At 67.0% G+C, this 13,292-nt stretch carries 4 protein-coding genes; 1 reads left to right on the top strand and 3 read right to left on the bottom strand.

What is annotated here, in order from left to right:
* Nucleotides 1-6 precede the first annotated feature (6 nt).
* The 3 genes from AB0J10_RS19975 to AB0J10_RS19965 form a co-directional block, all read right to left on the bottom strand.
* A complete protein-coding gene (locus AB0J10_RS19975) occupies nt 7-9,657 on the bottom strand; it encodes a LamG-like jellyroll fold domain-containing protein (RefSeq protein WP_363063309.1) in 9,651 nt (3,216 codons plus the stop codon).
* Nucleotides 9,658-11,325: 1,668 nt separating this feature from the next.
* Entirely contained in the window at nt 11,326-11,589 is a 264-nt protein-coding gene (locus AB0J10_RS19970) for a transposase (RefSeq protein ID WP_363063307.1), read from the bottom strand.
* The gene (locus AB0J10_RS19965; RefSeq protein WP_363063395.1) at nt 11,579-12,010 is read right to left on the bottom strand and encodes a transposase family protein; all 432 of its coding nucleotides are present in this window, start codon (nt 12,008-12,010) and stop codon (nt 11,579-11,581) included. The genes AB0J10_RS19970 and AB0J10_RS19965 overlap by 11 nt, the downstream gene beginning before the upstream one ends.
* A 280-nt stretch (nt 12,011-12,290) precedes the next feature.
* Here AB0J10_RS19965 and AB0J10_RS19960 point away from each other — a divergent pair, with 280 nt between their 5' ends.
* Nucleotides 12,291-12,770, top strand: a complete 480-nt coding sequence (locus AB0J10_RS19960; RefSeq protein ID WP_363063305.1) for a diadenosine tetraphosphate hydrolase — start codon at nt 12,291-12,293, stop codon at nt 12,768-12,770.
* The last annotated feature ends 522 nt before the right edge of the window (nt 12,771-13,292 follow it).

The raw sequence follows: 13,292 nt of genomic DNA, 5'->3' as shown, positions 1-13,292 counted from the left end.
CCTCCCCTACGGCACATTATCGATACGCACACCACCGGGACCTTCAATACTACCGAACCATTTGAGCTCCAGATAGTCTGGAATTTGACTATTTCCCTCATAGTGGGGCGTAACCTGATAAAAAATGGTCTCCCCGCCCTCCTGGACTCGCCTCGCCAATTCATTCTCATGGCGAGACATGCGCGGCGTATTCACTTTCTTGTAAAGCGGCACTAGATTGCGAAGGTCGGTACCATCGCCTCCCAACTGGCGGGCCAGCAGGTGACCGCGATGATGGCCCTTATTATTACCCCCATAGCCCGGAGGGATGTGCTCCCAGTTGGTGGGGTACTCCGTATGCGTACCTACGATCATCGTCTCACGACTGTCCAAAACCCAGTCAGTTTGCACCCCTAGAATGTCACCGATCTTCTCGGAGTGTACGTAGTTGTAGTCACCCCGGTTCAGACATGCCACTACTCCCTGCGCACGGCCCAGGTAGTCCAGGGGCATGTAGTGCACCGCCGTGTTGCCCTTGCGGCAGTCCTCGCGACGCACGGGGGTGCCAGCCTCAGGTTCATGCTCGCTGTCCTCTTCCGTCGTCACCAGGCGAGACATGCTGTAGTCAGCACCAATGCCAAGTGCTGCAGGATCAAACGGCTCTGCACCGGCCGAGGCTAGCTCGACGATCTCCTCGAGCTGGTAAACAACCGCCCGGGCGATGGCACGCTGCTGAATCCGCTTGACATCAACCCTCGGCTTTGGGGCCAGCCTTGTCGGCGCGGGGTGGGGGTTCTTGCCTCGGTTGGGGTTCTGCAGGGGGCGGGGCGAGGGCGGGCGTGTGGTGGTTGCCACGTTCGAGGTGCCGCGATTGCTGCCAGCGCCGCGGTTCAGTGACGCGCGGGTGACTCCCGTGCCACAGGAGTAGGTGCAACGGTTCGTACCGCGGGAGCTGCCGTTGCTTCTGGTAGCCGGACGGCTGCGGACAGGCGTGCGGGCGGCGTCGTAGCGGCGCATTTCCTGGATGTTCTTACGGTTCTGGGCCCTGGCCGCTGTGCTGTTTCCGCGGTAGGCGGGACGGGCTGACGGCCTCCCCCTGTGGGCCCCCATGTTCCGCGGGGCGACCCCGTCGTGTCCGCCCCTGGCGCTGGTGGGGCGGCGCCATCCCGATCCTGAGAGCCTCGGGCTGAGCGAGGAGCCACCGCCGCAAGCGCAGGCGTGGCCGGTGGGGTCTGTGCCGTTCACGGGGTCGCTGTTGGCGTAGGTATACCGGTTGGCTTGGGCGGAGGGGTTGGGGTTGAGGAGCCAGGTGTCGCGGGAGGCGAAGTCTCCGGTGCCCGGCTGGTACCAGCGGGCTGCCATGTTGACGTCGCCGGAGGCCGGGTCGGTCCAGCCGGATTGGTAGCCGAGGGGTGCGGCGGCGCCTTGGGTGGCGGTGACCTCGCCGAAGGGGGTGTATGCCTTTGAGCCGGTGACAGTGGTTCCGTCGGGGCTGATGCCGGCGACGAGGTCCGTGTGCCGGTCGGTGATGGCCCACTGCTTCGCGGTGCCGTTGTCCATGGCCTGCAGATCGCCCGCCGGCGTGCGGGTGAAGTGGTTGGTGCCGTCGCTGGTGAGGTTGTTGGAGCCGCCGTCGTAGTTGAAGGTGGTCTGGCCGTGCTGGCGGACGCGGTCGAGTGAGTCGTAGGCGAAGGTGGATGTGCCGTCGCTGATCTTGCGTTCGAATGCGTCGAAGGTGAGGGTGCGGATAGGTGCACCCTGCTTGGTCACGGAGGCGAGGGTGCCGCGGGGTGTGTACGCGTAGGTGGATGTGCCGTCCGAGAGCAGGCGGTTGCGTTCGTCGTAGGTTGCCGAGAGGCCTGCCGCGGACGTGCGGTTGCCGGAGTTGTCCCAGGTGTAGGGCGTGGTGGTGGTGCCGTTGGTCCAGGAGGTAAGACGGCTCGCGTGGTCGTAGCCGTAGGTGTTGTTCGCGGCTCCGGCGGTGCCCTTGGTGTTCTTCTTGGTCAGGCGGTCGTCGAGGTCGTAGTCGTAAGTGGTGGACGCGGTCTCGGTGGTGCCGGAAGGGTTTGTGATCTTGTCGCTGGTCAGGCGTCCCAGGGCGTCGTGGCCATAGGTGCGGCGGGCGGTTTCGGCCCATGTGCCGTTGTCCTGGGGGTCGGTGGCGTAGCGCTCGAGGGTGGGCCGGTCTGCGAGGTCGTAGTCGTACCAGATCTCGCTGCTGGTGATGGAGTCCCAGGTCCAGTCGAGGCGGCCGGCGCCGTCGAAGCCGTAGTAGGTGTCTCCGCCCGGAGTGGTGCGGCGGGTCATTTGGCCGTCGGCGTCGTAGGTGTAGGCGGTGGTGCCGCTGGGGCCGTCGCTGGTGAGGAGCTGGCCTCGGTCGTTGTAGGTGTAGGTGTTGCGGCCGAGGATGCCGTCGGTGCCGGCGGCGGTCATGCGTCCCGCGAGGTCGTACTCGAAGGAGCGGGTGGTGGTTGCGGCTTCCGCGCCGGTGCCGGTTTCTGCTGTGAGGCGACCGAGCGTGTCGTAGGTGCGTTGGCGCCTTACCCCGCCGGGGAGGACTTCAGTGGTGCTTTGGCCGGCCGCGTCGTAGACGGTGGTCCAGGTGCGGTCTGAGGCTGCCGGATGGGCCTGGGTGGCCGGTTCGATGGTGGATTCCGGCTGGTTCCAGGGGGTGAAGGTGTAGAGGGTGGTGTTGCCGCGGCCGTCGGTCATGCGGGTGCGGTTGCCGACGGGGTCGTAGCCGAAGGACATGGTGATGGTCTTGCCAGCGGAGACGGGCTCGACCTGGTGGGTCATGCGTCCGAGGGCGTCGTAGGCGTACGTGGTTCGGGCGCCGGTGGCGGAGACGGCTGCCGTCTGGTTGCCGTCTGGATCGAATTCCGCCGAGGTGGAGCGGATCGGGGTCGAGCCTGTTCCGTAGTCGGTCGTGCCGGTCGGGTTGTCCAGGACGTCGTAGCTCGTGGTGGTCTTGCGGCCGGTGGCGTCGGTGGTGGCGGTATGCCGACCGAGCCCGTCGTAGTCGAAGCGAGTGGTCCCGCCGACCGGGCTGGTGATCGACGTGATTTCTCCGGCGGGGTTGTATGCGGCGGAAGTGGTCCGGTTGTCCGGGGTGGCGGAGGCAGTCTGGTTGCCGGCGTCGTCCCAGGTGTAGCGGCTGGTGAGGTTCTGCAGGGTTGGGCGGCGCTCGATGGTGGTTGCGGTGAGCTGTCGGCCCAGCTGGTCGTAGGTGGCCTCGGTGCGGGCACCGGTCGGGTCCGTGGCCGAGAGCTGGAGACCGGTGGGTGCCCAGGTGTAGCGGGTCACACCTGCGCCGTCGAGGTCCGTCGAGGTGGCGCTCAGAGAGCTCGATTCAGTCTCGGCGAGGGTGGGCAGGCCGGACGCCACGACGGGGTCGGTCTTCGCGGACAGGAATCCGAACTGGTCGTAGGCGTACCGGGTGGTGTGGCCCAAGGGGTCTGTCGTGGCAGCGACCCGGCCGGCTGCGTCGTACTCGGTTCGCGCGGTGGCGGTGATCTTGCTGCCGCCGGGCGGGGTGTAGTCGGGCAGGGTGATGGCCACGGGGTTGCCGAGCTTGTCCACCTCGGCCTGGGTCAGCGCTCCGCGTGAGTCCCGCGTTTGCGTGGCCTCGCCGAACGTGTTGTATCCCGTGAGTGTGGCGGGCCTGGTGGACTGAGGCGCGGCGCCGTTCACTTCGGTCTGTACGGGAGGGGCCGTCGCCTCGACGAGGCGGCCGAGTTCGTCGTAGCGAAGCGTCGTGGTGAATGAGGCCGGGTTGGCGCCGGAGTCGTTGCCGCGAGGGCTGACGGTCGAGGTGATCAGGCCGCGGTCGTCGTACGTCTGTGTGGTGATCCGTGTGCTGGACCCGTCGGTGAGCGTCGACTTGGTGGGGTTTCCGGCCGCGTCGTAGTCGGTGGTCGCGGTGAGCTTCTTGCCTGAGGGGTCGATCGTCTGGGTCTGCTGGATGATGCGGTCGTCGCCGTCGTAGTCGTACGTGGTGACGCGGTTGAGTCCGGTCGGGTCGAGGGTGCTGCGTGTGGTGCGGCCCGTGGCGTCGACGGCGTGGGTGACGGTGGTGCGGCCTCCGCCGGTGGTCTCCTGGATGAGGTTGCCGGCGCCGTCATAGGTGTTTGTTGCCAGGACGATGTCACGCTTGCTGCCGTCTGCCTGGGTGACCTGCCTTGCAGTGGTGGTGGCTGGCAGGCCGTCATCGAAGTAGGTATAGGCGGTCGTGGCGCCCATGGCATCGGTCGTGGACGCGAGTCGGCCTGCGGGGTCGTAGGCGTTGGAGACGACGACCAGGTCGCGGGTGCCTCCGGACGGGTCGCCGGTCCAGTCCTTCAGGACGGTTTCGTAGTGCTGGCCGCGGGGCGTGTAGGCGTAGACGGCCTGGTTGCCGACGGGGTCGGTCTGGCTCTTCACCCGGCCGAGGGCGTCGTGCTCGAAGGTTGTGGCGTTGCCTTCGGCGTCGGTGACGCGGTCTTCCAGGCCTCGGGTGTTGTAGCTGTGGGTGGTGGTGCGCTTGGCGTCGCCGCCCGTGGTGTCTTCGGTCGACTCGGTGAGGAGGTTGCCGTCGTCGTCGAAAGTTCTGGTGATCTTTGCCTGGTGGTTCGTGCCGGTGAGCTCGTTACGGGTGGCTGCGCCGGTTTCGGTGACGATCCGGGACATGGCGTCGTACTCGTAGTCGGTGGTGACGCCGTCGGGGAAGCTGTCGGAGATCTGGGTTTCGCTGCTCTTTCGACCGATACCGTCGTAGGTGAATTTCGTGACGAGGCCGCTGGGTGACGTCACCTGTGCGAGGTCGCCGTTGGAGAAGTACGCGAACGTGGTCGCCGCGGTGCCGGGGGTCTTTTCGGAGGCGACCAGACCTGCTGGCAGTGTGCCGCCGCCGACGGCGGCTTCGGTGCCGGTGGTGTACGTCTTGGTGCTCACTCGACCGTCGGCCAGGGTCGTGGACAGGGGCAGGCCGCGGGTGGTGTACGCGATGGATGTCTTGTAGCGGTCGTCGGTCGGCTTGGTGGAGCGGGCGTCGCGTACCGCGATCGGCTTGTCGTTCCTCAGGTCGAGCGGGTCGGTCGGGTTGAGGTAGTACTCGGTGAACGAGGTCCAGCAGGAGTTGGCGTCACGGCACGTGGTCTGGGAGACGACATTGCCGCGTGCGTCGTGCCCGGTGATGGTGGAGTGGCCGTTGGCGTCGGTGACGGTGTTGAGGAAGCCGCCGGTGTCGTAGGCGTAGGTGGTCAGGCCTCCGTCGGCGTCGGTGGTGGCGTTTGTGCGCTGGCCGCGCAGGGTGTCGTACGACGTGGTGGTGGTGTGGCCGAGGGGGTCGGTCACGGTGATCGCGGCGGCGAGGCCGGAGGTGCTGGTTCGCGTCCGGGCCTGGTAGTGGGCAGCGACCTGGTCTTCGGTGAGACCGTGCTGGTAGACGGCGGCCTCGTCGAGGTGACCTGTGAATCGGTAGGTGCCTGCGGTGGTCACACCCATCCAGGCGGTGTTGGCGTAGCCGCCGCCGAGGTAGGCGTGGACGCCGGGCAGGTGGCGGGCCGCGCGGTTGAGGGTGCCGACCTTGATGCCGTCGAGGTAGAGGGCTTGGCTGCTGCCGGAGGCTGTCAGGACGGCGTGGTGCCACTGGTTGTCGGTGACGGTGGTGGGGGATTTCATCGGTGTGGCGCCGGATGGCTGGTCGGCGGTCCAGAACTGGCCGCGGAGGAGGCCGTCCGCGCCGACGTTCAGGACGGGGCGGGCGTCCGTCGGAGTGCTGCCGATAGGAGCGTTCTGCAGGCCGAGCAGGACTCCTCGCTGCGACGTACGGAACCACAGCTCCACCGCGACGTCCGTGGAGTCGGTGACGAGGCGGCTGGGGATCGCTATCTGGCCTGTGCCGGCGAGCTGGGCTGCATGGCCGTCCTCGACACCGAAGATTCCCGTGGTGGCGAGGGTGGTGTTGGTGTAGGTGCCGTTGCCGTCGTTCACAGCGACTTCGCTGACGGCGGTGGTCGCCTCTTCCGGCTCGTCGAGGCGCCAGTATCCGGCCGGGGCGTCACCGGTCACCGCCCCACGGTAGTGCGGTCCGTCGCCGGAGATCAGGCCGGTGCGGGAGCGGTAGTGCTGGCCTGCGCCTCCCACTCCAAGTGCGGTGGTGTACAGGGCGGCCTCGTCGATCTGACCGGAGAAGTACTTGGTGCCGGCGAGTTGCCCGTCCCACGGGGTGGTCACGTAGCCGCCGCCCAGGTGGGCTTGGGGCAGCGTGATGGGCTTGATGGGGTTGGGCAGGGTCCCGACACGGACGCCGTCCAGGTACATGGCCTGGCCGCCGCTGTAGCCGGTGAGCAGAACGTGGTGCCACTCGTTGTCGGTCACCACGGTCGTGGAGGCGATGGTGGTGCCGGCCTGGCTCTTGTCGAGCTGGCCGCGGAGTTTGCCGCCCCGGTCGATGAGCAGCGCAGGCGTGATGGAGGTGGGGGTCTGGCCGAGTTCGGCGTTCTGGAATCCGAACAGGACGCTCTCGGGCTTGGAGGTGCGGAACCACAGCTCCAAGCTCATGGAGCTGGTGGTCTCCAAGGGATCGGACGGGATGCTGACCGCGCCTTCCGTGCCGTCGAAGTCGACCGAGGTGTTGTCACCGTCGGCGAACACGCCCGGGTTGCCCAGGCTGACGCCGTCGCGGTAGGAGCCGTCCATGCCGGTGCCCGCGGTGCTGACTGCCTGGGCGCCGTGCCGTTCTCCCAGCCGCCAGTATCCGGCGGGTGCTGTGGCCATGACGGCGTCCCGATAGGCGGCCGATCCCGAGGAGTAGGAGGCATCGGACAGCTTCCACTCGCCGCCGTTGGCGTCCGTCGTACTGGTCACACGCCCGCTGGCGCTGTCGTAGGAGACGGTGGCGTGGGTTCGGCCGGACGGCAGGGTGACCTTCGTGATCCGCGGTGCCTTGGCCCGCGCCGCGTAGTGGGCCGCGACGGTCGCCGCATCGAGGGCCTGATGGTAGACAGCGGCCTCGTCGAGAGTTCCGTTGAAGTGCCGTACGCCTGCGGCCTGGCCGTCCCAAGCCGGGCTGGACCAGCCGGCGCCCAGGTAGGCGTTGGCCTTTCCGTAGTGGTCGATCGGTCCTGTGAGGGATCCGACCGCGGCTCCATCCAGGTACAGGGTCTGGGTGGTGCCCGCTCCGGAAAGGACGACGTGGTGCCAGGCTCCGTCGGTGACCGTCTTGGACGAGACCAGAGGGGTCACGGGCTGGCCGGTGATTTCGAACTGGCCACGCAGCTTGCCGTCAGTACCGATGGCCAGCGGGCTGGCGTATTCCGGCTGACCTTCGTGGAGGTCCCCTCCCTGGAACCCCAGGAGGACACCGGGCGCAGTGGTCTTGAACCAGAGCTCGAGCGTGAGGAACGTCGAGGTCCGCAGCGTGTTCTCGGGGATCTCGGCGTAGGAGTCGGCACCGTCGAATCCGGCTGCCTTGTCGCTGGTCCCGTCGAGGACACCAGCCTGTCCGAGCAGGATGTCGTGGTACGCGGCGTCGTTGAGGCCCGTGCGGGAGGGTGTCTGGCTTGCACCGGTGGAACCGTCCTGCTCGCCCAATCGCCAGTAGGCCACCGGGTTCTCGTCCATCACCATGGACCGGTACGGGGAGCCGTCCTCGTACGTGTACACCGTGCATGCGGTGGCCGAGGTGGGAGGGCAGACCTTGGTCAGGGTGTCACCGTTGTAGTGGTAGGTCCATGCCAGTCCTGGCGCGCTCGGGCCGATGGCGCTGGTCGTCACCCTCGTGACGTGTCCGCCCGACCAGGTGAAGTTCAGCGACCGTCCGGAGAGCGTGTCGGTCACGGAGACGAGCGGCCCGCCGTCCTCGTCCTGGTACTGGAGCTGCTGGGCTCTGCCGGCGGCGTCCTTGATCTGTGCCAGCAGGCCGTTGGAGGTGAAGTGGTACGTGGTCCCGGACTGTTCTCGCAGCACCCAGCCCTCGACCTCGCGCTGCAGGGTCAGGCTGTCTCCCGAAGGGCCGACGTAGGTGCCGTCGGCGTTGGTGCCGAAGCGAGCACGGGAGCCACCGTCCAGGGTGACGAGGATCGTGTTGGTCTGGGTCTCCTCGTGAAGCCTCATGTCCCAGCGAGTGGCCCAGCCTGTTCCAAACGCACCGTCACCGCGTGGGTCCTGAGAGTTGTAGGTGCGTTGTACGGCGAGTTCGGGGCCGATGGTGGGGATGGAGGCGTCAGTGGCCGAGGTGGCGTAGTTGCCGGATCGCGGGGAGAACTCGTTCCCCTCGTCCGCTCCCAGATGGGCTGTCACCACCGGTTGGGGCACCTGTGTCGTGAACAGGGCGGGATGCGGTTGTGGCGAGGTGAGCCCCGTGTCGAAGACATACGCGTACCACGCATACGTCTTCCCCCACGTCAGCCAGCCAGAAGGAACGCTCCACTGGCGGGCCGTGCTTCGGGTGCCCGTGCGGCAGTTCTTGCGGGTGTCCTTGCCTTCGACCTCGCATACTTCGAAGGTGTACTGCAGCGGCTTGCCGGGGTAGTGGTCGCTGTCCTTGCCCTCCGCATACAGGGTCGGGGTCAGCGAGTTCAGCATGGCCCCGCTGGCTGGAGACTCCTTCGTCAGCTGCGGAGGGATGTTCACCGCGGAGAACTTCACCCCGGCACCCGGTATACCTTCGTAGGTGAAGAGCGAGGCATTGTTGGCCATCGTCCACAGAACGGTGTAAGTACCCGGAGCCAGAGGCGCGATCTTGGGTTCGAGGGTGACGCTCTCGCCGGGCGAGACGTCCGTGGGCATGGTCGTCCAGCGGATCTTCGAAGCGTCGGTGATCGCCTTGCCGTCGGCGTCGAACAGGCTGTAGGTGAGCTTGAAGGTGCCACCCGAGGGCCAGGTCTGCTGGCCCTGGTTCGTCACAGTGACCTTCATCGACCCTTCAGCGGTGGCCGTCACCGGAGTGACGAACCCTCCGACCTTGTAGGCCGCGCCGTAGCGGCTCCACATCACGTCCAGACTCGGCTTTCCACCGGGGTAGTCGTCCGAGCCGAACTGCTTCCAACTCTTCGAGTCCGTCACTGAAGCCTTGACTGCCAGGCCGTAGTTCTTCTTGCGCCCGTGCGTCCAGTCGTCCACCAGCCTCCGGCCCGCCGGGCCCAGGTCGATCCCCTCCCAGGCCGGCGCGCAGGTCCACGATTCACTGCCGGAGGGGCGCCAGCCGTGCGCGAAGCTCTTCGACGCAAGTGAGGCGCCCGTGGGAGGACCGGGGTAGGTACTCGTCGTGCTCTCCGACCAGTTCGATGTGATCGGGTGCACGGTCACCGGACGCGCCGTACACGACTGCGACCACGTGTTGTAGAGCGCCAGGTTCGCGTTCAGGACGTAGCCGTTCTTCAGCGTGGTTTCCAAGCCGGAGAACCGCAGGAAGCTGACCGCCTTGTGCCCGCCGCCATCGTAGGTGCCGGCTTTCAGCACGGTGTCACTGGAGAAGTTCTGGTTGTAGGGGTATTGGACATAGGTACCGGAGGTCGCGTCGATCGTCGTCACGGACGGGTCAACGCGGACAGGGAAGACCCGCTCGGGCGCGTGCAGCCACTCCTCGTCCAGCGAGACCGTGAGCACCTGTTGCCCTGACTCCTCCGTCAGGCTGTAGCGCACCCCGGACGAGATGGCGCCCTCGTTGGAGCCTCCAGCCTGATTCGAGTCTTCCATCCAGCCCGGCGGCATCCACGCCCGCCGCACGCCCTCCGCATCGGTGAACGCCACACCGCCGTGTCCATCGAGCCCGGCAGTCAGCCCCTCAGAAGCCAGTGGGAACCGCCATTGTGTCGGGGCTTCCATGCTCTTGAGGATGAGAGTCTCTTTCACCGACTCGCCACCGGCGATCAATTCCAGATCTGCCGCTGGCCGAACGTCGGTGTAAGTGACGAGGCTGCCCTCGGCCTTCCCAGCGACGCGATCAGCTCCCTCAACGGCATAGGCAACCGAGAGTCCGTCACCTGTCGACAACCGGACCAAGGGCTGGGCGTCCGCATACTCGCCCAGGGTGATTGGCTCCGCAGTCTGGCGTGTCTCCCAGCCAGTATCCGAACCACTCAGCGTTCGAGCCCCCGGCACCCGCACAAGCGTGGCGTCGATGGGCAGCCAGCGCCCGTCTTCTCCCTTGAAGTTGACCGGCTCGTCGTAGAAACGAGTGGTGTAAGTGCCGTCCTCATTCAGGAAGGTCCGGGAATGCTCGTTGCGCTTGGCTGCCGTCTCCTTGCTCCGCTTCGCGTCGAAGCCCTTGGGTTTGACAGGCGGCACGACCACTGCTTGTGCAGTCACCGGGCCCGTGGCCGCGATAGAGCCGCCGCCTCCTCGCCCGTCAGCCAAACCTGACTCGAGGGGGAGTTCACCAGGCGCCTTCAGCGCACCGTCACGCCCGCCCTTGGCATCCTCTTCCGTCGCGTCAACCATGGCGCTACGGCTGCGGCCGTCGGCCGACCCCCACCGTTGTTCCGGCGCCTCCGCAGCACCTCCGAGGAGTGAGGCCCCGGCCCACTGGCTCGCCGCAAGCGCGGCTTGTTCAGTGCCCGCGAGCACAACCATCAGCAACGCGACGGACACAACGACTGGACGCGCGGCACGCACGGTAACCCCCTGGGCCATGGAGACTTGCCCGGCGATCTTTCCCCTTCACACCCTCCACACGCCAGACACACATGTACGGAATATGACCACCCGCATGATCACAATTTCGCCACGGAGTAGTAGGTCCCTGGCCGATGAACCGCCCGACCAGGGACGGAGGTGCGGGAGGCGCAAAGTCAGGAGGCCGGGCTCTGTTCGCCCTTCCACCGCAGCCGAAACGATCGTGATGCGTCGGGCCGTTCGCCCCAAGGGATCTGACGGAAGCTCTGATCACGCGCGCAAGCGCCCCAGACGCCTTCGACGACAAGGCGACCTCGCCAGAGCCGAGGACCTCGCCGCTCCCCATATGGTCGGCTCGGGCGAGGTCGCATGTGCGGGCGATGTCCGGGCAGGCGCGGCGGGCTTCGAGGAGTCGCTTGTCCTGGCTGTCGGTGAGACTCTCGCGGGGTCTCATGATCCATGAGGTGATCTTGCGCGGGCTCGGGATGTCGGCTCGGACCGGCTCGGCGGTGCCTGACCGCAGTGCGGCGAGATGCTTGCGGACGACTTGGCGGCTGCCTCGGTAGCCGCGTTCACGGAGTTCCAGGAACAGTCTGCTGCTGCTGACCTGACCTTCGGTCACGGTGAACCGGGTGTTGAGGTAGGGCTTGAACGGTTCCAGCACTCCGGCGGGATGTCACTCGCGGGCCGAGGTCAGGAGCTGGTCGAGGTCGGTGTCGCGGAAGCGGCGCACGGTCTTGCGGTCCAGGTTCAGCCGACGGCCGATTGCACTGATGGTCCATCCGCCTTCGACGAGGATTCGACGGCTGTGGACAGGTTCTGCAGCAGGTGCCCGCGGTCGGCGACCTCCACTGCATGCGGGGCTGCCTCGCGGATCGCGCGGGTGTAAGCGGTGGCCCGGTCCCTGCAGATGATCTCGACTCCAGGGTGTGCCCGCAGCCAGTCGGCGAACGTCTCCGCGGTGCGGTCGGGAAATACGTCCACGACCCGGCCTGCTTCGACGTCAACCAGCACGGTGCCGTAGGTGCACCCCTTGCGGAAGGCGAACTCGTCCCACGCCGAGCACCCGCGGCGCGTGCTTGGGGACCGGCGGTGCTTCGAGCAGGCCGAGTAGCTTGCTGCGGCCCGCCGACAGGTGCAGCCGACGGCACAGCCGTTCGCCGGCCCGGCCGCCCAGTTCGACGGCGACCGCCCGCAGCCACTGCTTCGTACCCAGGCTGGAACGACGGCACCGCTCACTCAGCCCGTCGACCTGTTCCACGAAGGTCTTGCGCCGGCAGGACGCTCGGTCGCAGAAGAAGCGCCTCACCCTCAGCCTGATCTGCAACTTTCTACCGGTCAACGGACGTTCTGCCAGGCGACGTTCGTAGGTGGAGTGCACCCTCCCAGCTCGCGCCCGGCAGCCCGGGCATCGAGGAGGCCGGTCGCAGGCCACCGCCGACACCACCAGCACGTCCGCGGTGAACGCCACCTCGTCCAGCCCACGTCCATCCCCGGGAACAGCAACTCATCCAGCGAGCAGACCCCCATACGGCAGAGATCCCCTGCTGAATCGTTCACGCAGTCCAGCGCTGACCTGCGGATTCACGGAACTCCGGCCAGAGCCCTGAAAACGGCCGGGGTCGCTCCTCGCCTCACTTCCTTGGTCTTTGAACTGTGTGAGGAGGATGGGGATCGAAGAGTGGTCCTTGATCACCGGAATGTAGGTTTTGGCCATGACTGGTGACTGGCAGATGGACCGGATCGGGACTGCGCTGAGGGGCGAGAACCCGACTGTGCTGCGTCGGCTGACGTCGGGGTTCGCGGTGATCGGGGACGTCCAGTTCCTGCCTGGCTACTCGGTTCTGCTCGTGGACGAGCCGGATGTGCAGCGTCTGTCGGACCTGCCGAGGGCGAAGCGGCTGTCGTTCCTGTCTGACATGGACCAGCTCGGCGAAGCGGTCGAGCGTGTCTGTCGGCGGCTGGACCCGGCCTTCCGGCGGGTCAACCTGGAGATCCTGGGGAACACGGACCCGTTCTTGCATGCGCATGTCTGGCCGCGGTTCGAATGGGAGCCAGCCGATGTGGTGGGCAAGCCGGTGTGGCTCTATCCACGTGAACGGTGGAGAGACGAGAAGTCCCGGCTCGGTCCGCAGCATGACGCGCTGCGGGATGCGATCAGCGACGAACTGGACCGGCTGCGCTCGGTGGCCTGACGCTTCGGGCCCGCCGACCTTCAGGTCGGCGGGCCCGGTGATCGGGTGACGGTCAGTCGAAACTCATGAAGGCGTCTGAGCGGGGCGATGTCGGCGACGCGGTTGGTGATCGTGGGGCGGGCGGCTTCCTGGGTCGCGGGCAGGGCGACGATCGTGACGGGCTGGTCGCAGTGAGGGCAGCTCCGGACTGCTGTCGGTGCCAGTGGGTCGATGGGGCCGGGGTTGCCGGCTGCGAGCCGGGCGGTAGTGCTCGGGGGTGTTTCGCCGAGGCGGCGTGCTCGTTCTTCGTCGCGGGTCCGGTTGCGTTGTTTTCCGACTCGCGACGGCATTCGGGCGAGCAGTAGATCTGGCGGAGTCGGGGGTTGGCGGTGAAGATGCCGTCGCAGACTGGGCAGGTGTGTGCGGCCAGGCCGGCGGGAGCGCGTCGGTGGGCAGCGCTCTTGCAGCGGGTAGAGCAGTAGATCTGTCTCGGGCTCGGCATGAACTCGCGCTCGCAGACTGGGCAGTTGGCGGGTGCGGGGT

This window comes from Streptomyces sp. NPDC049887 (genome assembly GCF_040656535.1).
In the GTDB taxonomy this organism is placed as follows: domain Bacteria; phylum Actinomycetota; class Actinomycetes; order Streptomycetales; family Streptomycetaceae; genus Streptomyces.
This window is presented reverse-complemented; position numbering and strand designations above follow the sequence as displayed.

Excerpts from the sequence above, each read along its gene's own strand:
- AB0J10_RS19975 (WP_363063309.1), bottom strand. The coding sequence starts at position 9,657 with ATGGAAGACTCGAATCAGGCTGGAGGCTCCAACGAGGGCGCCATCTCG.
- AB0J10_RS19960 (WP_363063305.1), top strand. The coding sequence starts at position 12,291 with ATGACTGGTGACTGGCAGATGGACCGGATCGGGACTGCGCTGAGGGGC.